At 60.4% G+C, this 23,260-nt stretch carries 35 protein-coding genes; all 35 read right to left on the reverse strand.

Going from position 1 to position 23,260, the window contains the following annotated elements; all coding sequences use genetic code 11:
* Nucleotides 1-91 precede the first annotated feature (91 nt).
* Entirely contained in the window at nt 92-1,108 is a 1,017-nt protein-coding gene (locus PSAL_RS10065) for a DNA-directed RNA polymerase subunit alpha (RefSeq protein WP_119839489.1), read from the reverse strand.
* A 115-nt stretch (nt 1,109-1,223) separates the two neighbouring features.
* Nucleotides 1,224-1,616: a 30S ribosomal protein S11 gene (gene rpsK / locus PSAL_RS10070; protein WP_068289152.1), complete on the reverse strand. Its 393-nt coding sequence runs from the start codon at nt 1,614-1,616 to the stop codon at nt 1,224-1,226.
* Nucleotides 1,617-1,631: 15 nt separating this feature from the next.
* Nucleotides 1,632-2,000: a 30S ribosomal protein S13 gene (gene rpsM, locus PSAL_RS10075; RefSeq protein WP_119839486.1), complete on the reverse strand. Its 369-nt coding sequence runs from the start codon at nt 1,998-2,000 to the stop codon at nt 1,632-1,634.
* A gap of 353 nt (nt 2,001-2,353) precedes the next feature.
* A complete protein-coding gene (locus PSAL_RS10080) occupies nt 2,354-2,998 on the reverse strand; it encodes an adenylate kinase (protein ID WP_119839485.1) in 645 nt (214 codons plus the stop codon).
* A complete protein-coding gene (secY, locus tag PSAL_RS10085) occupies nt 2,995-4,356 on the reverse strand; it encodes a preprotein translocase subunit SecY (RefSeq protein ID WP_119839484.1) in 1,362 nt (453 codons plus the stop codon). The genes PSAL_RS10080 and secY overlap by 4 nt, the downstream gene beginning before the upstream one ends.
* Nucleotides 4,357-4,461: 105 nt before the next feature.
* The gene (gene rplO, locus PSAL_RS10090) at nt 4,462-4,938 is read right to left on the reverse strand and encodes a 50S ribosomal protein L15 (protein ID WP_119839483.1); all 477 of its coding nucleotides are present in this window, start codon (nt 4,936-4,938) and stop codon (nt 4,462-4,464) included.
* A 195-nt stretch (nt 4,939-5,133) separates the two neighbouring features.
* Nucleotides 5,134-5,391, reverse strand: a complete 258-nt coding sequence (locus PSAL_RS10095) for a hypothetical protein (RefSeq protein WP_196222804.1) — start codon at nt 5,389-5,391, stop codon at nt 5,134-5,136.
* 245 nt (nt 5,392-5,636) lie between these two features.
* On the reverse strand, nt 5,637-5,822 hold the full coding sequence (gene rpmD / locus PSAL_RS10100; protein ID WP_119839481.1) for a 50S ribosomal protein L30: 186 nt from the start codon (nt 5,820-5,822) through the stop codon (nt 5,637-5,639).
* A 12-nt stretch (nt 5,823-5,834) separates the two neighbouring features.
* Nucleotides 5,835-6,407 (reverse strand): 30S ribosomal protein S5, encoded by a 573-nt coding sequence (gene rpsE / locus PSAL_RS10105; protein ID WP_119839480.1) that lies wholly within the window; start codon nt 6,405-6,407, stop codon nt 5,835-5,837.
* A gap of 209 nt (nt 6,408-6,616) precedes the next feature.
* Nucleotides 6,617-6,976, reverse strand: coding sequence for a 50S ribosomal protein L18 (rplR, locus tag PSAL_RS10110; protein WP_119839479.1), 360 nt, complete (start codon nt 6,974-6,976; stop codon nt 6,617-6,619).
* 11 nt (nt 6,977-6,987) lie between these two features.
* Entirely contained in the window at nt 6,988-7,521 is a 534-nt protein-coding gene (rplF, locus tag PSAL_RS10115; protein ID WP_119839478.1) for a 50S ribosomal protein L6, read from the reverse strand.
* A gap of 10 nt (nt 7,522-7,531) precedes the next feature.
* Nucleotides 7,532-7,924 (reverse strand): 30S ribosomal protein S8, encoded by a 393-nt coding sequence (rpsH, locus tag PSAL_RS10120; RefSeq protein ID WP_119839477.1) that lies wholly within the window; start codon nt 7,922-7,924, stop codon nt 7,532-7,534.
* A 13-nt stretch (nt 7,925-7,937) separates the two neighbouring features.
* Nucleotides 7,938-8,243 carry a 30S ribosomal protein S14 gene (rpsN, locus tag PSAL_RS10125; protein WP_119839476.1) on the reverse strand — a complete coding sequence of 102 codons (306 nt, stop codon included), beginning with the start codon at nt 8,241-8,243 and terminating at the stop codon, nt 7,938-7,940.
* A 21-nt stretch (nt 8,244-8,264) separates the two neighbouring features.
* Nucleotides 8,265-8,828: a 50S ribosomal protein L5 gene (rplE, locus tag PSAL_RS10130; RefSeq protein ID WP_119839475.1), complete on the reverse strand. Its 564-nt coding sequence runs from the start codon at nt 8,826-8,828 to the stop codon at nt 8,265-8,267.
* Complete coding sequence (gene rplX, locus PSAL_RS10135; protein WP_119839474.1) at nt 8,821-9,132, reverse strand: 50S ribosomal protein L24; 312 nt, start codon at nt 9,130-9,132, stop codon at nt 8,821-8,823. The genes rplE and rplX overlap by 8 nt, the downstream gene beginning before the upstream one ends.
* Nucleotides 9,132-9,500, reverse strand: a complete 369-nt coding sequence (rplN, locus tag PSAL_RS10140; RefSeq protein ID WP_007118848.1) for a 50S ribosomal protein L14 — start codon at nt 9,498-9,500, stop codon at nt 9,132-9,134. The genes rplX and rplN overlap by 1 nt, the downstream gene beginning before the upstream one ends.
* Before the next feature lie 119 nt (nt 9,501-9,619).
* Nucleotides 9,620-9,850 carry a 30S ribosomal protein S17 gene (gene rpsQ / locus PSAL_RS10145; RefSeq protein ID WP_119839473.1) on the reverse strand — a complete coding sequence of 77 codons (231 nt, stop codon included), beginning with the start codon at nt 9,848-9,850 and terminating at the stop codon, nt 9,620-9,622.
* A 12-nt stretch (nt 9,851-9,862) separates the two neighbouring features.
* Nucleotides 9,863-10,069, reverse strand: a complete 207-nt coding sequence (gene rpmC, locus PSAL_RS10150) for a 50S ribosomal protein L29 (protein ID WP_119839472.1) — start codon at nt 10,067-10,069, stop codon at nt 9,863-9,865.
* A gap of 216 nt (nt 10,070-10,285) precedes the next feature.
* Complete coding sequence (locus PSAL_RS10155; protein WP_119839488.1) at nt 10,286-10,906, reverse strand: TIGR02466 family protein; 621 nt, start codon at nt 10,904-10,906, stop codon at nt 10,286-10,288.
* A 202-nt stretch (nt 10,907-11,108) separates the two neighbouring features.
* On the reverse strand, nt 11,109-11,522 hold the full coding sequence (gene rplP, locus PSAL_RS10160; RefSeq protein ID WP_119839471.1) for a 50S ribosomal protein L16: 414 nt from the start codon (nt 11,520-11,522) through the stop codon (nt 11,109-11,111).
* Nucleotides 11,523-11,534: 12 nt separating this feature from the next.
* Nucleotides 11,535-12,248 carry a 30S ribosomal protein S3 gene (gene rpsC / locus PSAL_RS10165; protein WP_119839470.1) on the reverse strand — a complete coding sequence of 238 codons (714 nt, stop codon included), beginning with the start codon at nt 12,246-12,248 and terminating at the stop codon, nt 11,535-11,537.
* Nucleotides 12,248-12,628 (reverse strand): 50S ribosomal protein L22, encoded by a 381-nt coding sequence (gene rplV, locus PSAL_RS10170; protein ID WP_119839469.1) that lies wholly within the window; start codon nt 12,626-12,628, stop codon nt 12,248-12,250. The genes rpsC and rplV overlap by 1 nt, the downstream gene beginning before the upstream one ends.
* 3 nt (nt 12,629-12,631) lie before the next feature.
* Nucleotides 12,632-12,910 (reverse strand): 30S ribosomal protein S19, encoded by a 279-nt coding sequence (gene rpsS / locus PSAL_RS10175; protein WP_119839468.1) that lies wholly within the window; start codon nt 12,908-12,910, stop codon nt 12,632-12,634.
* 3 nt (nt 12,911-12,913) lie between these two features.
* On the reverse strand, nt 12,914-13,753 hold the full coding sequence (rplB, locus tag PSAL_RS10180; protein WP_119839467.1) for a 50S ribosomal protein L2: 840 nt from the start codon (nt 13,751-13,753) through the stop codon (nt 12,914-12,916).
* Between the two features lie 233 nt (nt 13,754-13,986).
* On the reverse strand, nt 13,987-14,541 hold the full coding sequence (locus PSAL_RS10185) for a Swt1 family HEPN domain-containing protein (protein ID WP_119839466.1): 555 nt from the start codon (nt 14,539-14,541) through the stop codon (nt 13,987-13,989).
* Between the two features lie 31 nt (nt 14,542-14,572).
* On the reverse strand, nt 14,573-15,226 hold the full coding sequence (locus PSAL_RS10190; RefSeq protein WP_119839465.1) for a DUF5343 domain-containing protein: 654 nt from the start codon (nt 15,224-15,226) through the stop codon (nt 14,573-14,575).
* A 62-nt stretch (nt 15,227-15,288) separates the two neighbouring features.
* A complete protein-coding gene (locus PSAL_RS10195; protein WP_119839464.1) occupies nt 15,289-15,969 on the reverse strand; it encodes a spermidine synthase in 681 nt (226 codons plus the stop codon).
* A gap of 130 nt (nt 15,970-16,099) precedes the next feature.
* On the reverse strand, nt 16,100-16,396 hold the full coding sequence (locus PSAL_RS10200) for a 50S ribosomal protein L23 (RefSeq protein WP_119839463.1): 297 nt from the start codon (nt 16,394-16,396) through the stop codon (nt 16,100-16,102).
* Nucleotides 16,393-17,010 (reverse strand): 50S ribosomal protein L4, encoded by a 618-nt coding sequence (gene rplD, locus PSAL_RS10205; protein ID WP_119839462.1) that lies wholly within the window; start codon nt 17,008-17,010, stop codon nt 16,393-16,395. The genes PSAL_RS10200 and rplD overlap by 4 nt, the downstream gene beginning before the upstream one ends.
* Nucleotides 17,007-17,849, reverse strand: a complete 843-nt coding sequence (gene rplC / locus PSAL_RS10210) for a 50S ribosomal protein L3 (protein ID WP_119839461.1) — start codon at nt 17,847-17,849, stop codon at nt 17,007-17,009. The genes rplD and rplC overlap by 4 nt, the downstream gene beginning before the upstream one ends.
* 14 nt (nt 17,850-17,863) lie before the next feature.
* The gene (rpsJ, locus tag PSAL_RS10215; RefSeq protein ID WP_010137465.1) at nt 17,864-18,169 is read right to left on the reverse strand and encodes a 30S ribosomal protein S10; all 306 of its coding nucleotides are present in this window, start codon (nt 18,167-18,169) and stop codon (nt 17,864-17,866) included.
* Nucleotides 18,170-18,462: 293 nt separating this feature from the next.
* Nucleotides 18,463-19,638, reverse strand: a complete 1,176-nt coding sequence (gene tuf, locus PSAL_RS10220) for an elongation factor Tu (RefSeq protein WP_196941842.1) — start codon at nt 19,636-19,638, stop codon at nt 18,463-18,465.
* Between the two features lie 86 nt (nt 19,639-19,724).
* Complete coding sequence (gene fusA / locus PSAL_RS10225) at nt 19,725-21,848, reverse strand: elongation factor G (RefSeq protein WP_119840825.1); 2,124 nt, start codon at nt 21,846-21,848, stop codon at nt 19,725-19,727.
* A 30-nt stretch (nt 21,849-21,878) separates the two neighbouring features.
* Nucleotides 21,879-22,349 carry a 30S ribosomal protein S7 gene (gene rpsG, locus PSAL_RS10230; RefSeq protein ID WP_119840826.1) on the reverse strand — a complete coding sequence of 157 codons (471 nt, stop codon included), beginning with the start codon at nt 22,347-22,349 and terminating at the stop codon, nt 21,879-21,881.
* Between the two features lie 12 nt (nt 22,350-22,361).
* Nucleotides 22,362-22,733, reverse strand: coding sequence for a 30S ribosomal protein S12 (gene rpsL / locus PSAL_RS10235; protein WP_097145475.1), 372 nt, complete (start codon nt 22,731-22,733; stop codon nt 22,362-22,364).
* Nucleotides 22,734-23,260: the final 527 nt, after the last annotated feature.

Consider the following 23,260-nt stretch of genomic DNA (forward strand, 5'->3'; position numbering starts at 1 on the left):
CCGCGGTTGGCGCAAGAATTCTTGTCCCTGTCCGCGGTGCGAGAAGGGGGCCGAAGCCCCCGTCCCTGATCATTCACTGTCCGAAACCGGCTCAGAAGTGGTCTTCGAACTTCTTCGCCAGATCTTCGATGTTGTCTGGCGGCCAGTCTTCGACATCCATGCCGAGGTGCAGGCCCATGCCCGAAAGCACTTCCTTGATCTCGTTCAGGGATTTCCGGCCGAAGTTCGGGGTGCGCAGCATCTCGGCTTCGGTCTTCTGGATCAGGTCGCCGATATAGACGATGTTGTCGTTCTTCAGGCAGTTTGCCGAACGGACGGACAATTCCAGCTCGTCCACCTTCTTGAGGAGGAGCGGGTTGAATTCCAGACCGTCGTCATCATCCTGCCGCGAGGCACTTTCCGGCTCTTCGAAGTTCACGAAGATCGAAAGCTGGTCCTGCAGAATGCGCGCGGCATAGGCCACGGCATCGTCCGGGGTGATGGAGCCGTCGGTGTCGACCTTCATCGTCAGCTTGTCGTAATCCAGCACCTGGCCCTCGCGGGTGGGCTGAACGTCGTAGGAAACCTTCTTGATCGGCGAATAGATCGCGTCGATCGGGATCAGGCCGATGGGGGCATCTTCGGGCTTGTTCTTGTCAGCCGAGACATAGCCCTTGCCGGTGTTGACCGTCAGTTCCATGTACAGATCCGCGCCCTCGTCGAGGTGGCAGATCACGTGATCCTTGTTCAGGACCTCGATACCGGTGCTTTCCGAGATATCGGCAGCGGTGACCGCGCCCGGACCCTTGGCGGTGATCGACAGGCGTTTGGGCCCTTCGACTTCCATCTTCAGGGAGACGCCCTTGAGGTTCAGCACGATGTCGGTGACATCCTCACGCACACCGGCCACGCTCGAGAACTCGTGCAGGACGTTGTCGATCTGGACGCTGGTGATGGCGGCGCCCTGAAGGGACGACATGAGAATGCGGCGCAGCGCGTTGCCGAGCGTCAGGCCGAAGCCCCGCTCGAGCGGCTCTGCGACGACGGTAGCCTGGCGCGCCGGGTCATTGCCCGGTTTGACGTCAAGCTGCGTCGGTTTGATAAGTTCTGCCCAGTTCTTGTGGATCATGCGTCCCTCCATGCTTGCCCCGTCCCCATGATCAGAAGGTCAGGACTCCCGAGGTTAAAATGACGAAATGGAGGCCGCGCACGGGCGCGCGGCCTCCACAATAGACCAGTGTGGATCAGACCCGGCGACGCTTCGGCGGACGGCAACCGTTGTGAGCGATCGGGGTCACATCACGGATCGAGGTGATGTTGAAACCGACAGCCGCCAGGGCGCGCAGAGCCGATTCACGACCCGAACCGGGGCCCTGAACTTCGACTTCCAGCGTCTTGACGCCATGCTCTTGTGCCTTCTTGCCAGCGTCCTCGGCAGCCATCTGAGCGGCGTAGGGAGTCGATTTACGCGACCCCTTGAAGCCCATGGTCCCTGCGGAGGACCATGCGATGGCGTTGCCCTGAACGTCGGAGATCAGGATCTTGGTGTTGTTGAAGCTGGAGTTCACATGTGCGACGCCAGCTGCGATGTTCTTGGAGACCTTCTTTTTGCCTCCGCGACGGGTATCACGTGCCATATCTGTGCGCTCCCCTTACTTCTTCTTGCCGGCAATGGCCTTTGCGGGGCCTTTGCGGGTACGAGCATTGGTATGGGTACGCTGACCGCGAACCGGAAGGTTGCGACGATGGCGCAGACCGCGGTAGCAACCAAGGTCCATCAGACGCTTGATGTTCATCTGCGTCTCGCGGCGCAGATCGCCTTCAACCGAGAAGTTGGCGTCGATGTGCTCGCGGATGGCGAGGACTTCGGCGTCCGACAGTTCGTTGACGCGACGGGTGACATCGATGTTGACGGCTTCGCAGATCGTCTTTGCGGAAGCCGGACCGATACCGGTGATATAGGTGAGGGCGATGGGAACCCGCTTTGCAGTCGGGATGTTAACGCCGGCAATACGTGCCAATGTATGTCTTTCCTCTTGTTGCGGTTCCGTAGCACCAGAACCTTTTTTCACAACTCATGGCCCGAGGATACATCCTGCGGGCCAGGGTCATTTTCGACGAAATCGAAAGTGCCGATGGAATCGGCATACCTCCGAGATAGGGCTGGGTATGTGGGATTGGCGTCAAGGTCAACCCCACATGGCGCGAAACGCCAGCTGAAACCAGCCGGCGATCCTTACGGGTACCAGCCGCCCCTGCCCCGCGACGTTATCCTCCGGTTCCCGCATCCGAAATCCACCGTGCCAGCAGATTGATCGGCGCCCGGTCGCGGCACGGTGGCGCCCCCCCTCAGGGCCGCGCCACCGTGCCGCGGTCAGTCTTCGAGGATCGCGCCGATCGAGGCCTTGACCACGTTCATCTTCGCCAGGCCATCGACCCGCTGAAGCTTGCCCTTGGCGTGATAGTAGCCAAGCAGCGGCGAGGTCTTCTTGTAGTATTCCATCAGGCGGGTCTTGAGGCTGTCCTCGTTGTCATCCGCCCGGCGCTTGAACTCGGTCCCGCCACAAGTGGTGCATTTACCGTCTGCCGGAATCGGCTTGGTCTTGTCGTGGTAGACATCACCACAGTTGGCGCAGGTGGACCGCCCGACAATCCGGTCGACCAGAACGTCGTCCCGCACCCGCAGTTCAATCACCGCATGCAGGTCTTCGCCCATGTCGGCCAGCAGACCTTCCAGCGCGTCAGCCTGAGCCAGCGTCCGGGGGAAGCCATCGAAGATGAAGCCGCCCTTCTTGTCGCCTTCCAGCTTTTCGCGGATCAGGCCAATGACGATCTCGTCCGTGACCAGACCCCCATTGTCCATGACCTCGGCGACCTTCTGGCCCATTTCCGTGCCGGAACTGCGGGCTTCGCGCAGCATGTCCCCGGTCGAAAGCTGGATCATGTTGCGTTCTTCGACAAGAACGCGTGCCTGGGTGCCCTTGCCGGCGCCCGGCGGTCCCATAAGAATAATGTTCATCGGCGTGCTGCCCCCCTCTTCGTGCGGCGTTTGCCTTTGCCGCGCAGCTGCGATTTTTCAATCAACCCTTCGTACTGGTGTGCCAGAAGGTGCGATTGAACCTGCTGAATCGTGTCCATCGTAACAGAGACCACGATAAGCACGGACGTGCCGCCGAAATAGAAGGGAATTGCAAACTGCGACCTTAGGACCTCCGGCAGCAGGCAGACGGCAGCCAGGTAGGCCGAGCCGAGCACCAGGATCCGGTTCACCACGTATTCAAGGTAGGCCGCGGTTTTCTGACCCGGACGGATACCGGGAACAAAGCCGTTCTGGTTCTTCAGGTTGTCCGCAACGTCTTCGGTCTTGAAGGCGACGTTATGGGTGTAGAAGTAGGCGAAGAAGACGATCATCGCGATGAAGAACAGCATGTACAGCGGCTGTCCCGGGCCGAAATAGGCCAGGATCGTCGACATCACGGCGCCGGTATCCGAACCCGAGAAGGTCGACAGCGTCGCGGGCAGCAGCAGCAGCGAGGACGCGAAGATCGCCGGGATGACACCCGCCGGGTTGACCTTGATCGGCAGGTGCGACGATCCGCCGTCATAGACCTTCATGCCGACCTGGCGGCGCGGGTACTGGATGTGGATCTTGCGCAGGGCGCGTTCCATGAAGACCACGAAGGCAATGACGCCGACCACCATGACGATGACGCCGACGATCACCGCCGGGGAAATCGCACCGGAGCGACCGGAGGCAAAGAACTGTGCCAGGGCTGCGGGGATTTCGGCGATGATGCCGACGAAGATGATCAGAGAGATACCGTTGCCGATACCGCGCGCGGTGATCTGTTCACCGAGCCACATCATGAACATCGTGCCGCCAACCAGGGTGATCACGCATTCGATGCGGAAGAAGATGCCCGGGTCGGACACCAGATCGCCCGCTTCCAGCGACACGGCCAGACCATAGGCCTGCAAGGTCGCCAGGACGACTGTTCCGTAGCGGGTGTACTGGTTGATCTTCTTGCGACCCTGTTCGCCCTCTTTCTTCAACTGCTCCAGCGCCGGAACCATGGAGGTCATCAGCTGAACAATGATCGAGGCCGAAATATAGGGCATGATGCCCAGGGCGAAGATCCCCATGCGGCCAAGCGCGCCACCGGTAAACATCGACAGCATGCCGCCGATGCCCTGGCCCGCGCCTTCCATGAACTGACGCAGCGCGGCGCCGTCTATTCCGGGAACGGGGATATAGGTGCCGAGGCGGCAGATGATCAGCAGGCCGAGGGTGAAGAGGATCCGCTTGCGCAGATCCGTCGCCTTGCTGAGCGCGGCCCAGGACGTGTTGGCCGCCATCTGTTCTGCTGCAGATACCATAAGGCTCTCTCTTATGTAAAAACGCCGCCGGGGCCGTTTCCCGGCTCGGCGGCGTGTCTGGAAAACTCGGAAGATATGTAAGCGGCGCGATGGCCGCCCACAACCTTATTCCGCGGCGACGGCTTCTGCTGCCACCTTGAGCGACCCGCCTGCCTTCTCGACGGCTTCGACAGCCGACTTGGAAGCACCGGTCACTTCGATGTTCAGAGCGGAGGTCAGTTCGCCCTTGTTCAGCACGCGAATGCCGTCCAGCTTGCGACGGACCAGGCCGGATGCAACCAGCACGTCTTCGGTGATCGCGGCCGAGCCGTCGATCTTTTTCTCGTCAACGAACTTGGCGATCAGGCCAAGGTTGACGACGGCAAATTTCTTGCGGTTCGGCTTGGTGAAGCCACGCTTGGGCAGACGCTGGTAGAGCGGCATCTGGCCGCCTTCGTAGCCGGCAATTGCCACGCCCGAACGCGACTTCTGACCCTTGATACCACGGCCACCCATTTTACCTTTGCCCGAACCCGGGCCACGGCCAACGCGCTGGCGTCTCTTGGTTGCGCCGGGATTGTCATGCAGTTCGTTCAGTTTCATCTTGCTTCTCCTTATGCCGGAAATGCCCCCCGAAGCAGATGGGGCATACGCGGCTTTTCTTGCTTTTGATTCCATGGCCCGCATGGCCACCGGGGGCGTATAGAGGCTGCGCCGTCATGATGCAAGACTTGTGCAGGGGCAGGAGCTCCCGCCCCTTTCGCACATCAGGCCGACAAGCCCCTCGGCGCATCCGGCCTAGCAGTAGACCCCACCGCCCACGGGCCCCAAAAGGCCGCCGAGCGAGACATGGAAGGGGCTGCGATTGTTGCAGACCGAGACCCCTACCCCGACATTGGGCCGCACCCCGTCCGGCGTGACCGCCACACCCGCCGTGCCCGAGACCTTGGGTTGACTGCGTACCAGGCCCTCGTTGCTGCCCTGCCCGCCGTTCTGGCCGCCGGGGGCCGTGCCCTGCGGCTTGGGCGCGCAGGCCGCCAACACGAGACAGGTCATCAGCGGGGGGACAATTCGCAGGAAAGTGATGGCGCAGGGCAAGGCAATGTCTCCTAAGGGCTGGGTCACAGGGTCCGCCATCCGATCTCCGGGGTCAAGCGGCTGGGCTGCGGCAACAGGCCGGGGTGTGGCAAGACCGCGCGACAGACAGGTTTCCCCGTGCCCGATGACAAAACGCCCCAGCCTTGCGACCGGGGCGTTTCAATATTCAGATCAACCGAAACGGCTGGCACAAGGCCCGTCGTTCAGGGTTTCTCTTCGATGATCTCGACCAGGTGCGGAATGGACCGCACCATGCCGCGCACGGAAGGAGTGTCTTCCAGTTCGCGGGTCTTTTGCATCTTGTTCAGACCCAGGCCGACGAGCGTAGCACGCTGTTTGGCGGGGCGGCGGATCGGCGAACCGATCTGTTTCACGACGATAGTTGCCATATGCTGGATTCCTTACGCCTCTTCAGCCACGAGCGAAGATTCGGCCGGAGCCTCGTCACGCTTGGGCAGGATGTCAGCCACTTTTTTGCCGCGACGTTGGGCGACGGAACGCGGCGAAGCCACTTTCTGCAGGCCTTCGAGCGTGGCGCGGATCATGTTGTAGGGGTTCTGCGAACCGATCGACTTGGCGACCACGTCTTGAACGCCGAGCATTTCGAAGACGGCACGCATCGGGCCACCTGCGATGATCCCGGTACCGGTCGGTGCGGAACGCATGACCACTTTACCGGCGCCGTGACGGCCTTCCATGTCGTGGTGCAGCGTACGACCTTCGCGCAGCGGCACGCGGATCATCTGACGCTTGGCTTGCTCGGTGGCCTTGCGGATGGCCTCGGGGACCTCCTTGGCCTTGCCCTTGCCAAAGCCGACGCGACCCTTCTGGTCGCCAACGACGACGAGCGCTGCGAAGCCGAAGCGCTTACCACCCTTGACGGTCTTGGACACACGGTTGATCGCGACCAGGCGATCCGCAAACTCCGGAGATTCGTCGCGGTCGCGGCGTCCCCGGTTGTCATCTCTTGCCATTAGGCAATTCCTTTTCACTTCAGGACGTGTCCGTTGACCGCCCAAGTTGTCCAATCCAGGTGAGGCGCGCGGGTAAAAGCGGCGTCTCCCGGATCATCGGGGCCCGTGAAGGCCCTCTCTTTCTTCAGCCGCATCGGATGATGCAGCAAACGGGGCGCCGTAGCGCCCCGCCGGGACCGTAGGGTGCGTGATTGCACGCACCGCCGCGATCAGATCTTCAGACCACCTTCACGCGCGGCATCGGCCAATGCTTTGACCTTGCCGTGGTAGAGGAAGCCGCCGCGGTCGAAGTATGCTTCTTCGACACCGGCCTTTTTCGCACGTTCTGCAATCGTGGCACCCACCTTGATGGCGGCCTCGATGTTGTTCTTGCCGACCACGCCCAGATCCGCCTCGAGAGACGAGGCCGATGCGAGGGTCACGCCCTGAACGTCGTCGATCAGCTGTGCGCTGATGTTCTTGTTCGAACGATGGATCGACAGGCGCAGGCGCCCTGCGTTCACTGCACGAAGTTTGTTCCGAACGCGCAGGCGGCGTTTCAGGAACAGATCCCTTTTGCTTTTTGCCATTGTAGCGTTCCTTACTTCTTCTTGCCTTCCTTACGGAAGATGAACTCGCCTTTGTAGCGGATGCCTTTGCCCTTGTAGGGCTCGGGCTTGCGCCACTCACGGATGTTGGCCGCAACCTGGCCGACGAGCTGTGAATCGGTGCCTTCGACCGTGATTTCCGTCGGCTTCGGCGTCGTGACGGTGACCCCATCAGGAACCTGGAAGTTCACTTCGTGCGAGAGGCCGAGGTTCAGCTTCAGGACGTTGCCCTGAGCCTGCGCCCGATAACCCACACCAGTGATCTCCAGCTGTTTCTTGAAGCCGGTCGAGACGCCCTGAACGAGGTTCGACACAACAGTACGGGACATGCCCCATTGTTGCAGCGCACGCTTGGACGACCCGCGAGGAGTCACGGTGATCACGTTTTCTTCGATGACGATGTTGACATCGTCGGTGGCGGTGAAGCTGTGGGTCCCTTTCGGGCCCTTCACTTCGACGGTCTGACCCGAGAGACTGGCGCTGACGCCAGAGGGCAGCTCGACCGGTTTCTTACCAATGCGAGACATTCAGACCTCCTTAGAAGACGGTGCAGAGAACTTCGCCGCCAACTTTTTGGCTACGAGCTGCTGCATCCGACATCACGCCTCTGGACGTGGAGACAATCGACACACCCAGACCCTGACGGACCTGCGGAATGTCATCGACACCCATGTAAACGCGGCGACCGGGCGTGGAAACACGCTTGATCTCGCGGATGACGGGGGTGCCTTCATAGTACTTCAGGCTGATTTCAAGGGTCGGGTGACCGTTGACATCAGTGCCCTTTTCGTAGCCGCGGATGTAGCCTTCGTCGGCAAGTACATCCAGGACCCATGCACGCAGCTTGGAAGCCGGGGTCGAAACCACGGATTTGCCACGCATCTGGGAGTTGCGGATACGGGTGAGCATATCGCCGATAGGATCGTTCATATCTCTGCCCTCCTTACCAGCTCGATTTCACGAGACCGGGGATCTGGCCGTTCGAGCCCAGTTCCCGCAGCATGATCCGCGACACCTTCAGCTTACGGTAGTAAGCGTGGGGACGGCCGGTCAGCTGGCAACGGTTGTGCAGCCGGGTGGCCGAGCTGTTGCGCGGCAGTTTCGCAAGCTTCATGGACGCGCGGAAACGCTCTTCCATCGGCTTCTCTTGGTCGTAGATGATCGCTTTGAGAGCGGCACGTTGGTCGGCATACTGCTCGACCAGGTGCTGACGCTTCTTCTCGCGCTCGATCATGGATTTCTTAGCCATTCCTAAATCTCCCTCGCGCGATCAGCTGTTGAAAGGCATGTTGAACGCTTTCAACAATGCCTTCGCTTCTGCGTCGGTGGCGGCGGTGGTGCCGATGACGATATCGAGACCCCAGGATTCATCGATCTTGTCGAAGTTGATCTCGGGGAAGACGATATGTTCCTTGATGCCCATGGCGTAGTTGCCACGACCGTCGAACGACTTGCCCGATACGCCGCGGAAGTCGCGGATACGGGGCATGGCGATCGTGATCAGGCGATCGAGGAATTCGTACATCTGGTCGCCACGAAGGGTGACCTTGGCGCCAAGCGGCATCTCTTCACGGACGCGGAAGCCAGCGATGGACTTCTTGGCGATCGTGATGACAGCTTTTTGACCGGCGATGGTCGACAGGTCTTCCTGGGCCGATTTGGCCTTCTTGGAATCCCGGACGGCCTCTGCGCCACAACCAATGTTCAGAACGATCTTGTCCAGACGCGGGATCTGCATGTCGTTCTTGTAGCCGAACTCTTCTTTCAGAGCAGGCTTGATCGTTTCCGCAAAGGCAGCCTTCAGCCGCGGGGTATAGGTTTCTGCATCAAGCATCGATCACGTCCCCCGTGGTCTTGGCAAAGCGGACCTTCTTGTCGCCTTCAACTTTGAAACCGACGCGGGTCGGTTTGCCGTTGGCATCGACAAAGGCCAGGTTGGACAGCGCGATCGGCAGGGCCTTGGACAGGCGGCCACCTTGGCTGGTCTGGGTTTGGCGGGTATGACGAATGGCCATGTTCAGACCGTCGACAATGGCTTTTCCGGCTTTCGGATCAACAGTCGTGATCGTGCCTTCCTTGCCCTTGTCCTTACCGGCGAGAACGACGACCTTGTCGCCTTTTTTAAGTTTCGCAGCCATCAGAGCACCTCCGGCGCCAGCGAAATGATTTTCATGAAGTTCTTGGCGCGCAGCTCGCGAACAACCGGGCCGAAGATACGCGTACCGACGGGCTCGTTGTTGTTGTTGAGGATCACGGCGGCATTCCGGTCGAAGCGGATTGCGGTGCCGTCATCGCGACGAACTTCCTTGGCGGTGCGTACGACGACGGCCTTGCGGACGTCCCCTTTCTTAACGCGACCGCGCGGGATGGCTTCCTTGACGGAGACGACAATGATGTCGCCCACGCTAGCGTACTTACGCTTGGAACCACCCAGAACCTTGATGCACTGCACCCGGCGAGCGCCGGAGTTGTCAGCGACATCCAGATTGGTCTGCATCTGGATCATGTGGTTTTCTCCCGACCTTCGGGGTTGGCCCGCTCGGGCGCCCCTCGGTTTCGATTGATCCGGTCAATGTTGCCCGGCTTTCACGGTGAAGGATCTGCGGTGCGGATCCCGGTTTCCGATCAGCTGGCGATCACTTCCCAGCGTTTCGTCTTCGATTTCGGTGCGCATTCCTGAATGCGGACCGCGTCACCTGTCTTGAAGGTGTTTTGTTCATCGTGCGCCCGATATTTCTTGGACTTACGAATGGTCTTCTTCAGAACCGGGTGCGTGAAACGACGTTCGACGGACACGGTAACGGTCTGAGCGTTGGCGTCGGAAGTCACGACACCTTGAAGGATACGTTTGGGCATCTGGATCTTCCCTTATTCCGAAGCGGCTGCGGAGGCAGCTTTTTCATTCAGCACGGTGAGGACGCGGGCGGCCTGACGGCGCGCTACACGCATCTGTGCGGGGTTTTCCATTTGGCCGGTCGCCTGTTGAAAACGCAGGTTGAACTGTGCCTTCTTCAGCGAGGCCAGCTCTTCCTTGAGCTGGTCAGGCGTTTTGTCGCGGAGCTCTTGAATGCTCATCGCTTCCCTTTCCTTCCTGGCACCGGCGGGCCCCGTGAGGGGTAACCCGCGAATCCGGTGGGTTATGTCACTACAATGAACGGTGCCTATACGGGGTTGGAAGGGGTCTGGCAACCCTTAAGAAACGGAATAGAGGCGAGAGTGGAAGGGGGCTCTGCCCCCGACGCCTGATCGGCGCCTCCCCCGGGATATTTGGAACAGGGAAACGGGGGAAGGTCAGGTCCAGGCATAGTTGAAGCTGACCGAGATGCGCTCTTCTTCAGCGAGGTTCATCGGAACCTCGTGGCGCAGCCAGCTTTCCCAGAGCAGCACATCGCCGACCTTGGGGGCCTCGTAGATGAAGCTTTTGAGGTCCTCGCGGACATCCTTGCGGCGGGGCGGGGCGGCCATCATCATCGGCAGGCGCGGGTCTTCGAGCTTGAGGGCCGAGGCGCCGTCGGGCATGGCGACATAGGTGGTGCCGGAGATCGCCGAGTGCGGGTGGATATGGCTGGAATGTGTGCCGCCCTCGGGCAGGATGTTGATCCAGATGTCCTCGAGCTTGAGCGCGCGATCACCGAGGTCGAAGCCGAGGTCTTCGGCGAAGGCCGCCACATGGGCGTCCAGCAGCGTGACGAGGTCGGCAAAGATCGGAAAGCGCCAGGGCAGATCGGTGAGCGAGGCATAAGAGGTGTAGCCGGGATAATCGTTCTCTTCGCACCATTCCTGGCCGGCATCGTCATCTTCGGCAATGGAATAGCAGCTTTCGGTCAGTTCGGCGGCATCCGGGGCCGTACCCAGTTCGGAGAGCGCGGCACGGTAGAGGCGGGTGGCGAAGAGGGAGCGGATCTGGGGCATGGGATGGCCTTCGCGGAAGAGGAGAGGATTGGGGAGCCTGAACAGGGTGGTAGCGCGGTGGGGCCGGCTTGGGAAGGCTTCCGGGAAGAAGCGGGGCCCCCTGCCCGGCCAAGCGAAAGCCCCCGCCGGAAGACCGACGGGGGCTTTCAGTTCGATATCGAAGCCGGGGCGCGCCACCAGGGCAGCGCAATCCCCTGCCGGATTACCAGTCTTCGCGAACGACGACGCGGGTCTTGATCGGCAGCTTCATCGAAGCAAGACGGAGCGCTTCGCGCGCCACTTCTTCGGTGACACCGTCGATTTCGAACATCACGCGGCCGGGCTTGACCTTGGCGGCCCAGTAATCGACCGAACCTTTACCCTTACCCATCCGGACTTCGGTGGGTTTGGAGGTCACGGCCACATCCGGGAAAATCCGGATCCAGACACGGCCCTGACGCTTCATGTGGCGCGTCATGGCACGGCGGGCTGCCTCGATCTGCCGGGCGGTGACCCGCTCGGGCTGGATCGCTTTCAGGCCGTAGGTTCCGAAGTTCAGGTCGGAGCCGCCTTTGGCATCGCCCTTGATCCGGCCTTTGAACTGTTTCCGGAACTTTGTGCGTTTCGGTTGAAGCATTGTTTTGTCTCCTTACCGGTCGCGGCGGCCACCGGCACCACGGGGTGCAGGGCCGTCTTGCAGCTCTTGAGCCTTACGCTCGCGGGCCGACGGATCATGTTCCATGATCTCGCCTTTGAAGATCCAGACCTTGATCCCGATGATACCATAGGGGGTCATTGCTTCGGCGTGAGCATAGTCGATATCGGCACGCAGGGTATGCAGGGGCACGCGGCCCTCGCGGTACCATTCGGTCCGGGCGATTTCGGCGCCGCCAAGGCGGCCCGCGACGTTGACCCGGATCCCGAGGGACCCCATGCGCATCGCGCTCTGTACGCCGCGCTTCATGGCGCGACGGAAGGACACACGACGTTCCAGCTGCTGCGCGATGTTCTCGGCAACCAGTTGGGCGTCAAGCTCGGGCTTGCGGACCTCGACGATGTTGAGGTGCAGTTCCGAATCCGTCATGCTGGCGAGCTTCTTGCGAAGCACCTCGATGTCGGCGCCTTTCTTGCCGATGATCACGCCCGGACGTGCAGTGTGAATGGTCACACGGCATTTCTTGTGGGGGCGTTCGATGATCACGCGGGCAATACCGGCCTGCTTGCACTCGGTCTTGATGAATTCACGGATCTTGATGTCTTCCAGAAGAAGATCACCGAAATCCTTGGAATCGGCGTACCAGCGGCTGTCCCAGGTGCGATTGACCTGGAGGCGCATACCGATAGGATTGACTTTCTGACCCATTAGGCTTGCTCCTCGACCTGACGCACCTTGATGGTGAGTTCCGAAAACGGCTTCATGATCTTGCCATAACGGCCACGTGCCCGCGGACGGCCACGTTTCATCACGAGGTTCTTGCCCACGTAAGCTTCGGCGACGACGAGTTCGTCGACGTCAAGCTGGTGGTTGTTCTCGGCATTGGCGATGGCGGACTGAAGGCACTTCTTCACATCCTGGGCGATCCGCTTCTTCGAGAAGGTGAGATCGGTCAACGCCTTGTCGACCTTCTTGCCACGGATCATCGCGGCGACAAGGTTCAGTTTCTGCGGGCTGGTCCGAAGCATGCGCAGTTTTGCCATGGCTTCGTTGTCTGCCACGCGGCGGGGATTCTTATCCTTGCTCATGGCTTACTTCCGCTTCGCTTTTTTGTCGGCGGCGTGACCGTAATAGGTCCGGGTCGGGGAATACTCACCGAACTTCTGACCGATCATGTCTTCCGTGACGTTGACAGGAATGTGCTTGTGGCCGTTGTACACGCCAAACGTCAGACCCACGAATTGGGGCAGGATCGTCGAGCGACGCGACCAGATCTTGATTACTTCTTTACGACCGCTTTCGCGAACCGCTTCGGCCTTTTTCAGGACGTAAGCGTCAACGAAGGGGCCTTTCCAAACAGAACGTGCCATAGATTAGCGACCCTTCTTCTTCGCGTGACGGCTACGGATGATGTACTTGTCCGTGGCCTTGTTCTTGCGGGTTTTGTAGCCCTTGGTGGGTTTACCCCAGGGCGTAACCGGGTGACGACCACCAGAGGTCCGGCCTTCACCACCACCATGCGGGTGGTCGATCGGGTTCATGACCACACCACGGACGGAGGGGCGGATGCCCTTGTGCCGCATGCGGCCCGCTTTACCGTAGTTCTGGTTGCTGTTGTCGGGGTTCGAGACGGCGCCGACGGTGGCCATGCATTCCTGGCGAACCATGCGCAGCTCGCCCGAGGACAGGCGGATCTGTGCGTAGCCACCATCGCGACCGACGAACTGGGCGTAGGTGCCCGCCGCGCGTGCGATCTGGCCGCCCTTGCCGGGCTTCAGTTCGATGTTGTGGACGATCGTACCGATCGGCATGCCCGAGAAGGGCATTGCGTTACCGGGCTTGATGTCGGCCTTCTGGGACGAGACGACCTTGTCGCCGATCGCCAGACGCTGCGGTGCCAGGACATATGCCTGTTCGCCATCGACATACTGGATCAGTGCGATGAAGGCGGTACGGTTCGGGTCATATTCGATCCGCATCACGACGCCTTCGACGTCGAATTTGTTCCGCTTGAAGTCAACGATCCGGTAGAGGCGTTTCGCCCCGCCACCACGACGGCGCGATGTGATACGTCCGGTGTTGTTCCGGCCACCCGATTTCGTCAGACCCTCGGTGAGGGCTTTGACGGGGCGACCTTTCCACAGCTCCGAACGGTCGATCAGCACCAGCCCGCGCTGGCCCGGCGTCGTCGGCTTATACGACTTGAGTGCCATGCTTTCTGTCTTCCGTTTAGCAAGCGCCGCCTTCGTTTGCCTGCGATCAGGCACGTGGAGCGGCTATGTATTGGGTATTTGCCGGACGGTTGGAAGGACCATCGCTGACAGACTACCCGAAGTTTAGGGCCCCGAAGGTCCCCGGCTCAACAAACACGAGACCCCGGAACGAATCCCGGGGCCGCGTGGATTTGGCGCGTATAGCAGGGGGGTGGTGGGGTGGCAAGGGGGCGCTACGAGATCAATTTGAACCACGAGCGAACCGCCAAATTCAGCCGTTCTTGCTCCAGTTCATCTGTAGGATTGCAGTGGGCTATTGGGCCTCGCAATAGATTCAGTTGATTGGTTACATTGCTGACGGCCGACTTCGACGTAAAAACTGCTCCAAATATGTCCCAATTGCCAGTAATCAATTGAGAAAGCTCACCGAAGGTCGTGTAGTCGATGAGCAGTTCAGACCTCGGAGTGACAGCATTATCAATCTCTTTCTTACGGCGGGATTCACATGGCTTTTTTATGCGCTCGTCATGGACCCGACCACTGTTCCACCAGTCAGAACCCTCGGCATCGACCAATGCGTCCTTCACCAGATTTCTGATAGAGTTCTCCAGGCAGTAAAAAACTTCATAAAACTCCGACATTCGCGCTGCGTCAGCGCGCAAGTCCGATTCAAATTGTGCATACTGCGACAGACGACGCTCAACCTTCTTCGATGGTTCTATCTGTAGGTCAACCGCATGATCCTTCTCTACCTTATGGAGGTCTGACACCATTTGCAGACCACTCATACCAAATGCCCGGATCAGTCCGTCAGGTCTTTTAGACATCATCGTCCCTCAACAGGTGCTCTTTAAGGCTCTTAAAAATGGCGTTAAAGACAGCTGGATCGGAAGATGCAGGAAGGTTCAGGTTGATAGTGTAGCCGACGTTCAGGCCTATTGACTTACTCGCAACCTCGGGCGGAACGCGTCCCTGCGCTCCTGACGGCTGCTTAAAATCATGGCCTAAATCCAAAAGGTCGTCCTTTTCATCTGCGGGAGCGCCTGCGGAAGAGAAGTCAGCGACCCCAAGAAGCGCCTTTAACGAGCTAAAGGCCATCCTCACAGTGTTCGCATCATGCGCGGCTTCGGTCTCTTCTACAATCAGCCCCAACAGTTCATTATCTGGCAACTCGTGCATGTACTCATTGCGCACATAGAGTGGCGCGTAAGCTCGACGGATCGAAGCTGCGATTGCCTCACCCGATGTCGTAGGGTTGCGGAACTTCCGGTAGAGTTCGGACGGCCGACCATCGGAACTGGCAAAGCCGATCTTTTTAAGAAATGAAGTGATTTGGTTCCCGGATCCGCCTTTGATCTTCAAAACGGTCTTTACAAAATCCTGCGTTACCAAATCAGGAACCTGCGCGGCCCTTATACCTTCGAGTGCCTTCGCAATATTTCCAGGCGAGGTTACATACGGTAGACTAGCCATTCATTTCTCCTTCTAGAAAAAGGATAGCCTTGGGTAATTATAATTAGAAGCCCCTTTGAACCTCACCGCCCCTTCCGCACCGCCGTCCAGACCGTATGTCGGGAGCCGCGCTTGCTGCGCCCTGCCCTGACGCTCTCGACCTTCACGTCGAAATTCGCCCGCGCAAGGCGCTTCGTGAAGGCCGGGTCCGGGTGGGCCGACCAGATGGCCAGGACACCTCGGGGGGTCAGCGCGCGGTGCGCGGCGGCCAGCCCCTCTTCGCCGTAAAGCGCGTCGTTGCCGTCGCGGGTCAACCCGTCCGGACCGTTGTCCACGTCCAGCAGGATCGCGTCATAGGCGGGCTTGGCATTGGCGATCTCGGCCACCACGTCTCCGGCGCGGACCTCGACGCGGGAATCCAACAGGCAATCCCCGAAGACAGGGCGCATGTGCGCGCTCGCCCAGCCGATAAGCTCCGGGACGATCTCCGACACGATCAGCCGGGCGTCCACAGGCGCGACCTCCTGGGCGGCCCGCAGGGTGAAGCCCATGCCAAGGCCGCCGATCAGCACTCGGGGCGCGGGACGGGTCCCTAACCGGGCGAAGGACAGCGTGGCCAGCGCGATCTCGGACCCGCCAAGACGGCTGTTCATCAACTCGTTGCCATCCTGCAAGCGGATCGAGAATTCCTCGCCACGCCGGAACAGGCGCAGGGTGTCACCTTCTGGCGCCTGGGCGCTTGCCAATTCTTCCCACGGGATCATGCCATCTTCCTTATCTGTTCAACCCGGCCTGCCAAAAGCCCTGCCCCAGCGAGCTTGGCCCAAGGGCCCCGCCCAACGAAAAAGGCCCCCGCATCCGCGAGGGCCCCTTCCCAATCTTGAAGACCAGCGATCAAAGTCCGGTGGAGACGTCGATCGTGTTGCCCTCTTCGAGGGTCACATAGGCCTTTTTCACGTCTTTACGCTTGCCGAGCTGACCCTTGAAGCGCTTGACCTTGCCCTTGGTGACGGTCGTGTTGACGGCCTTCACCTTGACGTTGAACAGGGCTTCGACGGCTTCCTTGATCTGCGGCTTGTTCGAGTCGATCGCCACTTCGAAGACAACCGCATTGGCTTCGGACGCCATGGTTGCCTTTTCGGTGATGACCGGCTTGCGGATCACGTCGTAATGTTGTGCCTTCGCGCTCATTTCAGTCGAGCCTCCAGTGCTTCGACACCCGCCTTGGTGAGCACCAGGGTGTCACGCTTGAGGATGTCATAGACATTGGCGCCCATCGAAGGCAGCACGTCCAGACCGTCGATATTCGCGGCGGCACGGGCGAAGCCTTCATTGACGGCAGCGCCGTCGATGATCAGGGCGCGTTTCCAGCCAAGGCTTTTCACCTGTTTGGCCAGGGCGGCGGTCTTGCCATCCGATTCCGCGATGTCGATGATGACCAGCGAACCGTCCTTCAGCTTGGACGAAAGCGCGTGCTTCAGACCCAGCTTGCGGAACTTCTTCGTCAGCTCATGACCGTGGCTGCGGGGAGTCGGACCCTTGTAGATACCACCCGAACGGAAGATCGGCGCCTTGCGGGAACCGTGGCGTGCGCCGCCGGTACCTTTCTGGCGATAGATCTTCTTGGTCGAGTAGGACACTTCCGAACGACCCAGAACCTTGTGGGTGCCGGCCTGCGCGTTGTTACGCTGCCAGCGCACCACGCGGTGCAGGATGTCGGCACGGGGCTCGAGGCCGAAGATCTCGTCGTTGAGATCGACGGAATCGGCAGTGGTGCCGTCCAGTTTGATCACGTCGAGTTTCATTCGTCGCCTTCCTTCTTCTCGGCTTCGATCGAAGCTTCGGCGTCTTTGAGAGCGGCCTCTTCGGCTGCGGCGGCTTCTTCAGCTGCTGCGGCTTCGGCGGCTGCGGCTTCGGCGGCTGCGGTCGCAGCAGCTTCGTCAGCAAGACGCTTGGCTTCTTCAGCGGCGGACTTCAGGGCTGCCGGCAGGATCGCGTTCTCGGGGAACGGTTTCTTGACGGCGTCCTTGACGGTCACCCAGCCACCCTTGGAGCCGGGAACGGCGCCCTTGATGAAGACCAGGCCACGTTCGCTGTCGGTGCGGACGACCTGCAGGTTCTGCGTGGTGACACGGGCAGCACCCATGTGACCGGCCATCTTCTTGCCTTTGAAGACCTTGCCCGGATCCTGACACTGACCGGTCGAACCATGCGACCGGTGAGAGATCGAGACGCCGTGCGATGCGCGAAGACCACCGAAGTTGTGGCGCTTCATGGCACCGGCGAAACCCTTACCGATCGAGGTGCCCGACACGTCGACGAACTGGCCTTCGAAGTAATGGTCGGCAGTGATTTCTTCACCAACGCCGATCAGGGCGTCGGGGTCGACGCGGAACTCGGCAACCTTGCGCTTGGGTTCCACTTTCGCCACGGCGAAGTGGCCACGCATGGCCTTGGAGGTGCGTTTTGCCTTGGCAGTGCCGGCGCCCAGCTGGACGGCGGTGTAGCCATGTGCGTCAGAGGTCCGCTGCGCAACAACCTGCAGGCTGTCGAGTTGCAGAACGGTGACGGGGATCTGCTTGCCATCTTCCATGAAGAGACGAGTCATACCCATTTTCTTAGCGATGATACCGGAACGGAGCATCAGTTGGACCCTCCTTAAACCTTGATCTCGACATCCACGCCGGCGGCGAGGTCGAGCTTCATCAGCGCGTCCACCGTCTGCGGGGTCGGATCCACGATATCCAGGAGCCGCTTGTGGGTGCGGATCTCGAACTGGTCGCGGGATTTCTTGTCAACGTGAGGACCACGGAGAACCGTGAACTTCTCGATCTTGTTGGGCAGCGGGATCGGGCCACGGACGGTTGCGCCGGTGCGCTTCGCCGTGTTCAGGATTTCCTGCGTGCTGGAATCCAGGACGCGGTAATCGAATGCCTTCAGCCGGATGCGAATAGTTTGGCTCATGTTGTCAGCCTTTCGCGGCGTAGGAGTTGATAGGACGAGCAGAGGTCATCTCTGCCCCTCGTCGAACCCACGGCGGACCCTTGCAAACAAGGGCGGCCCGCCGTTTGGAATTGGCGCGGAATAATGGGGATCCGGCGCGCTGTCCAGACCCTATTTTCCTTTTTCGCGGGATGAGAGACGGCGGGGTTTCCCCCGCCGTTTCAAAACCCTTGTACCTGGCCTGTGCACCTGATCCGGGACCCTGTGCCGCTGCCCTGTACCGGGCGGGTTCGCCTTGCGGCGAAGACCCGTCCTTACTCGATGATTTTCGAGACGACGCCCGACCCGACGGTCCGGCCACCTTCACGGATGGCGAAGCGCAGGCGCTCTTCCATCGCGATCGGGGCGATCAGTTCGACTTCGAACTTCAGGTTGTCGCCGGGCATGACCATTTCCGTGCCCTCGGGCAGGTTGACGGTGCCGGTGACGTCCGTGGTCCGGAAGTAGAACTGCGGGCGGTAGTTGGCGAAGAACGGCGTGTGACGGCCGCCTTCATCCTTCGTCAGGATGTAGGCTTCGGCTTCGAACTTGGTGTGCGGGTTCACCGACTTGGGCTTGCAGAGAACCTGACCACGTTCGACACCTTCACGGTCGATGCCGCGCAGCAGAACGCCGACGTTGTCGCCCGCTTCCCCACGATCCAGCAGCTTGCGGAACATTTCCACACCGGTGCAGGTCGTTTTCTTGGTGTCCTTGATGCCGACGATTTCCAGTTCGTCGCCGACGTTGACAACGCCACGCTCGACACGGCCGGTCACAACCGTACCACGACCGGAGATCGAGAACACGTCTTCGATCGGCATCAGGAACGGCTGGTCGATCGCGCGCTCGGGCTGCGGGATGTAGTCATCCACGGCCGCCAGCAGTTCACGGATCTTGTCTTCGCCGATCGCGTTGTCGCGGCCTTCCAGAGCGGCCAGGGCCGAACCGGCGATGACCGGGATGTCGTCGCCCGGGTATTCGTAGGCCGACAGCAGCTCGCGGATTTCCATTTCGACCAGCTCGAGAAGCTCTTCGTCGTCGACCTGGTCAACCTTGTTCATGAAGACGACCATGGCGGGGATACCCACCTGGCGACCCAGCAGGATGTGCTCGCGCGTTTGCGGCATGGGGCCGTCAGCGGCGTTCACGACCAGGATCGCACCGTCCATCTGGGCGGCACCGGTGATCATGTTCTTCACGTAGTCGGCGTGGCCGGGGCAGTCGACGTGCGCGTAGTGACGGTTTTCCGTCTCGTATTCCACGTGCGCGGTCGAGATCGTGATGCCACGGGCCTTTTCTTCCGGCGCGCCATCGATCTGGTCGTAGGCCTGGAAGTCGCCGAAGTATTTCGTGATCGCAGCCGTCAGCGTCGTCTTGCCGTGGTCAACGTGACCGATCGTGCCGATGTTGCAGTGCGGTTTGCCGCGTTCGAACTTTGCCTTGCCCATTATAGGACTCCTGTCTTTCTGGCGGTGCGTCAGCGACGCACCCTACTGGATGGTGTAGGGTGCGGGGATCAACCCCGCACCGCTGCTTATGCGTATTTCGACTGGATCTCTTCCGAGATGTTCGACGGAACCGGATCGTAGTGGTCGAACTGCATCGAGAACTGCGCGCGGCCCGAGGACATGGAGCGCAGGGTGTTGATGTAGCCGAACATGTTGGCCAGCGGCACGAAGGCCTGGACCGCAACGGCGTTGCCGCGTTGATCCTGACCGGACACCTGACCGCGACGCGAGGTCAGGTCGCCGATGATCGAACCGGTGTATTCTTCCGGCGTGATCACTTCGACCTTCATCATCGGTTCCAGCAGTTTCGCGCCAGCTTTGCGCATGCCTTCACGCATGCACATACGGGCTGCGATCTCGAACGCCAGGACCGAGGAGTCGACGTCGTGGAACTTGCCGTCGATCAGCATCACCTTGAAGTCGATCACCGGGAAGCCTGCCAGCGGACCGGAGTCCATGACCGACTTGATCCCTTTTTCGACGCCGGGAATGTATTCCTTGGGCACCGAACCACCGACGATCTTGGATTCGAACGAATAGCCTTCGCCCGGCTCTGTCGGGGTGATGATCAGCTTGACCTCACCGAACTGACCCGAACCACCCGACTGCTTCTTGTGGGTGTAGGTGTGCTCGACCTCGTGACCAATGGTCTCGCGGTAAGCAACCTGCGGGGCGCCGATGTTGGCTTCGACCTTGAACTCGCGCTTCAGACGATCGACCAGGATGTCGAGGTGAAGTTCGCCCATGCCCTTCATGATGGTCTGACCGGACTCGATGTCGGTCTCCACGCGGAAGGAGGGGTCTTCAGCTGCCAGACGCTGCAGACCTGCAGACATCTTTTCCTGGTCGTTCTTGGTCTTCGGCTCGATGGCAATCTCGATCACGGGATCGGGGAAAGTCATCGTTTCGAGCACGACGGGAGCGTTCTGTGCGCAGAGCGTGTCACCGGTGGTGGTCTCTTTCAGACCAGCCAGCGCGATGATGTCGCCTGCGAAGGCTTCGTCGATCTCTTCGCGATCGTTCGAGTGCATCATCATCATACGACCGACGCGCTCTTTCTTGCCCTTGGTCGCATTCAGGATGCCGTCGCCCTTCTTCATCACGCCGGAGTAGATCCGGGTGAAGGTCAGGGTGCCGACGAACGGGTCGTTCATGATCTTGAACGCGAGGCCCGCGAAGGGTGCCGCATCGTCTGCCGAACGGGCGATGTTACGGGTTTCCGTTTCATCATCCGGTGCAAAGCCCATGTAGGCCGGCACGTCCAGGGGACCGGGCAGGAAGTCGATGACGGCGTTCAGCAGGGGCTGGACGCCCTTGTTCTTGAACGCGGAGCCACCGAGAACCGGCACGAAGGACAGCGAGAGGCAGCCCTTGCGGATCAGCTTGCGCAGGGTCGGAACGTCGGGCTCTTCGCCTTCCAGGTACGCTTCCATGGCCGCGTCGTCCATTTCGACGGCGTTCTCGATCATGTTGGCGCGCCACTCGTCGGCGAGATCCTTCAGCTCTTCACGGATTGGTTGACGAACCCAGCCTGCGCCGAGGTCTTCACCAGTCCAGACCCATTCTTCCATGGTGATGAGGTCGATCGTGCCTTCCAGCTGATCTTCCGCACCGATGGGCATTGCCACGGGAACGGGGATCGCACCGGTACGGTCTTTGATCATCTTCACGCAGTTGAAGAAGTCGGCGCCGATCTTGTCCATCTTGTTGACGAAGACGATCCGCGGAACCTTGTACCGGTCGGCCTGACGCCAGACGGTTTCGGTTTGCGGCTCGACACCGGCGTTGCCGTCCAGAAGGCAGACAGCACCGTCGAGCACGGCCAGCGAACGTTCGACTTCGATGGTGAAGTCGACGTGACCGGGGGTGTCGATGATGTTGAAGCGGAACTTCGTGTCATCGGTACCTTCTTCGGTCGGATCTTCCTGCCACTGCCAGAAGGTGGTGGTCGCAGCGGACGTGATCGTGATCCCGCGTTCCTGCTCCTGCTCCATCCAGTCCATGGTGGCGGCGCCATCGTGGACTTCACCGATCTTGTGCGACCGGCCGGTGTAGTAGAGGATACGTTCGGTCGTCGTCGTCTTGCCGGCATCGATGTGGGCCATGATGCCGAAGTTACGGTAACGCGTGAGCGGATATGCGCGTGCCATTTTGTGCCTCTGCCTTTCGGGCTTTGGAGATTACCAGCGGTAGTGGCTGAACGCCTTGTTCGCGTCGGCCATCTTGTGGGTGTCTTCACGTTTCTTCACGGCAGAACCGCGCGAGTTCACGGCGTCGAGCAGCTCGCCTGCGAGGCGCTCTTCCATCGTGTTTTCGTTCCGGTTGCGCGAGGCGATGATCAGCCAGCGGATGGCCAGGGCTTCGCGGCGCTCGGGACGCACTTCAACGGGTACCTGGTAGGTGGCACCACCCACACGGCGCGAACGGACTTCGACCGAGGGTTTGATGTTTTCGAGGGCTTCGTGGAAGATTTCCACGGGAGCGCGCTTGACCTTGTCTTCAACGCGACCGAGCGCATTGTAGACGATTCTCTCTGCGACCGACTTCTTGCCGTCGATCATCAGGTTGTTCATGAACTTGGTCAGCACACGATCGCCAAATTTGGCGTCGGGCAGGACTTCGCGTTTTTCTGCGGCGTGGCGGCGGGACATCTGTTGATCCTCTTACTTCGGACGCTTCGCGCCGTACTTCGAACGGCGTTGCTTACGATCTTTGACCCCATGGGTATCCAACACACCGCGCAGGATGTGGTAACGGACACCCGGAAGGTCTTTCACCCGGCCGCCGCGGATAAGCACAACCGAGTGCTCCTGCAGGTTGTGGCTTTCACCCGGGATGTAGGAAATGACTTCGTAGCCATTGGTCAGACGGACCTTGGCCACTTTCCGCATAGCGGAGTTCGGCTTCTTCGGGGTCGTGGTGTAGACGCGCGTGCAGACGCCACGCTTCTGGGGGCATTGCTCCAGGTGCATGGATTTCGAGCGTTTCACTTTGGGCTGCCGCGGCTTGCGGATCAGCTGCTGGATCGTAGGCATAGGGTTAACTTCCCGTCTCTAACACATGTGTTGCATGAGGGGCGGCCCCATGCGGTTCCTTCCATGGCCCGTGGCGCGTCCGCCGGGACCGGTTCCTTTCGCGTTTTCACGCGAGATGTTCCTGTGGCGCTCATCACGCCACGAAACTTACGCCACACTTGCGCGCAACGTAAAAAACCGCATCCGCCCCTTGGTCACGGGGATCGACGCGGTGGGTTTTCCAGAGGATCGGGGCGTACACCCGGATCTTGACCACTTCAAACCTGGAAGGCAAAGGGGCGGCCCCCTCGCCTGATTGGGGCGCGTATAGGGGGAGTCGGCAGGGTTGTCAACAAGACCTGAACGTGACGCGCGCCTGCGAGCCATCGGGCGGGCCGCTGCGGTGCGCTCCTGCCGTAACGTCGCCGTGCCCTGCCCCGGCTTCCGGGGATCGCAGCCCCTGCCCGGCAACAGGCGGTCACAGCGGGCGATCCCGTGGCGATCCCGCCCAGGTAGCGGGCCGCAGGCAGAGCCGCTCTTCACCGGCC

Source organism: Pseudooceanicola algae, from assembly GCF_003590145.2.
GTDB lineage: Bacteria > Pseudomonadota > Alphaproteobacteria > Rhodobacterales > Rhodobacteraceae > Pseudooceanicola > Pseudooceanicola algae.

Excerpts from the sequence above, each read along its gene's own strand:
- PSAL_RS10065 (WP_119839489.1), bottom strand. The coding sequence starts at position 1,108 with ATGATCCACAAGAACTGGGCAGAACTTATCAAACCGACGCAGCTTGAC.
- rpsK (WP_068289152.1), bottom strand. The coding sequence starts at position 1,616 with ATGGCACGTGATACCCGTCGCGGAGGCAAAAAGAAGGTCTCCAAGAAC.
- PSAL_RS10080 (WP_119839485.1), bottom strand. The coding sequence starts at position 2,998 with ATGAACATTATTCTTATGGGACCGCCGGGCGCCGGCAAGGGCACCCAG.
- secY (WP_119839484.1), bottom strand. The coding sequence starts at position 4,356 with ATGGTATCTGCAGCAGAACAGATGGCGGCCAACACGTCCTGGGCCGCG.
- rplO (WP_119839483.1), bottom strand. The coding sequence starts at position 4,938 with ATGAAACTGAACGAACTGCATGACAATCCCGGCGCAACCAAGAGACGC.
- PSAL_RS10095 (WP_196222804.1), bottom strand. The coding sequence starts at position 5,391 with ATGACCTGTCTCGTGTTGGCGGCCTGCGCGCCCAAGCCGCAGGGCACG.
- rpmD (WP_119839481.1), bottom strand. The coding sequence starts at position 5,822 with ATGGCAACTATCGTCGTGAAACAGATCGGTTCGCCGATCCGCCGCCCC.
- rpsE (WP_119839480.1), bottom strand. The coding sequence starts at position 6,407 with ATGGCAAGAGATGACAACCGGGGACGCCGCGACCGCGACGAATCTCCG.
- rplR (WP_119839479.1), bottom strand. The coding sequence starts at position 6,976 with ATGGCAAAAAGCAAAAGGGATCTGTTCCTGAAACGCCGCCTGCGCGTT.
- rplF (WP_119839478.1), bottom strand. The coding sequence starts at position 7,521 with ATGTCTCGCATTGGTAAGAAACCGGTCGAGCTGCCCTCTGGCGTCAGC.
- rpsH (WP_119839477.1), bottom strand. The coding sequence starts at position 7,924 with ATGAACGATCCTATCGGCGATATGCTCACCCGTATCCGCAACTCCCAG.
- rpsN (WP_119839476.1), bottom strand. The coding sequence starts at position 8,243 with ATGGCTAAGAAATCCATGATCGAGCGCGAGAAGAAGCGTCAGCACCTG.
- rplE (WP_119839475.1), bottom strand. The coding sequence starts at position 8,828 with ATGCTTGATGCAGAAACCTATACCCCGCGGCTGAAGGCTGCCTTTGCG.
- rplX (WP_119839474.1), bottom strand. The coding sequence starts at position 9,132 with ATGGCTGCGAAACTTAAAAAAGGCGACAAGGTCGTCGTTCTCGCCGGT.
- rplN (WP_007118848.1), bottom strand. The coding sequence starts at position 9,500 with ATGATCCAGATGCAGACCAATCTGGATGTCGCTGACAACTCCGGCGCT.
- rpsQ (WP_119839473.1), bottom strand. The coding sequence starts at position 9,850 with ATGCCCAAACGTATCCTTCAAGGTGTCGTGACTTCCGACGCCAACGCT.
- rpmC (WP_119839472.1), bottom strand. The coding sequence starts at position 10,069 with ATGAGCATTCAAGAGCTCCGCGACAAAACGCCTGACCAGCTCAAGGAA.
- PSAL_RS10155 (WP_119839488.1), bottom strand. The coding sequence starts at position 10,906 with ATGCCCCAGATCCGCTCCCTCTTCGCCACCCGCCTCTACCGTGCCGCG.
- rplP (WP_119839471.1), bottom strand. The coding sequence starts at position 11,522 with ATGCTTCAACCGAAACGCACAAAGTTCCGGAAACAGTTCAAAGGCCGG.
- rpsC (WP_119839470.1), bottom strand. The coding sequence starts at position 12,248 with ATGGGTCAGAAAGTCAATCCTATCGGTATGCGCCTCCAGGTCAATCGC.
- rplV (WP_119839469.1), bottom strand. The coding sequence starts at position 12,628 with ATGAGCAAGGATAAGAATCCCCGCCGCGTGGCAGACAACGAAGCCATG.
- rpsS (WP_119839468.1), bottom strand. The coding sequence starts at position 12,910 with ATGGCACGTTCTGTTTGGAAAGGCCCCTTCGTTGACGCTTACGTCCTG.
- rplB (WP_119839467.1), bottom strand. The coding sequence starts at position 13,753 with ATGGCACTCAAGTCGTATAAGCCGACGACGCCGGGCCAGCGCGGGCTG.
- PSAL_RS10185 (WP_119839466.1), bottom strand. The coding sequence starts at position 14,541 with ATGAGTGGTCTGCAAATGGTGTCAGACCTCCATAAGGTAGAGAAGGAT.
- PSAL_RS10190 (WP_119839465.1), bottom strand. The coding sequence starts at position 15,226 with ATGGCTAGTCTACCGTATGTAACCTCGCCTGGAAATATTGCGAAGGCA.
- PSAL_RS10195 (WP_119839464.1), bottom strand. The coding sequence starts at position 15,969 with ATGATCCCGTGGGAAGAATTGGCAAGCGCCCAGGCGCCAGAAGGTGAC.
- PSAL_RS10200 (WP_119839463.1), bottom strand. The coding sequence starts at position 16,396 with ATGAGCGCGAAGGCACAACATTACGACGTGATCCGCAAGCCGGTCATC.
- rplD (WP_119839462.1), bottom strand. The coding sequence starts at position 17,010 with ATGAAACTCGACGTGATCAAACTGGACGGCACCACTGCCGATTCCGTC.
- rplC (WP_119839461.1), bottom strand. The coding sequence starts at position 17,849 with ATGCTCCGTTCCGGTATCATCGCTAAGAAAATGGGTATGACTCGTCTC.
- rpsJ (WP_010137465.1), bottom strand. The coding sequence starts at position 18,169 with ATGAGCCAAACTATTCGCATCCGGCTGAAGGCATTCGATTACCGCGTC.
- tuf (WP_196941842.1), bottom strand. The coding sequence starts at position 19,638 with ATGGGCAAGGCAAAGTTCGAACGCGGCAAACCGCACTGCAACATCGGC.
- fusA (WP_119840825.1), bottom strand. The coding sequence starts at position 21,848 with ATGGCACGCGCATATCCGCTCACGCGTTACCGTAACTTCGGCATCATG.
- rpsG (WP_119840826.1), bottom strand. The coding sequence starts at position 22,349 with ATGTCCCGCCGCCACGCCGCAGAAAAACGCGAAGTCCTGCCCGACGCC.
- rpsL (WP_097145475.1), bottom strand. The coding sequence starts at position 22,733 with ATGCCTACGATCCAGCAGCTGATCCGCAAGCCGCGGCAGCCCAAAGTG.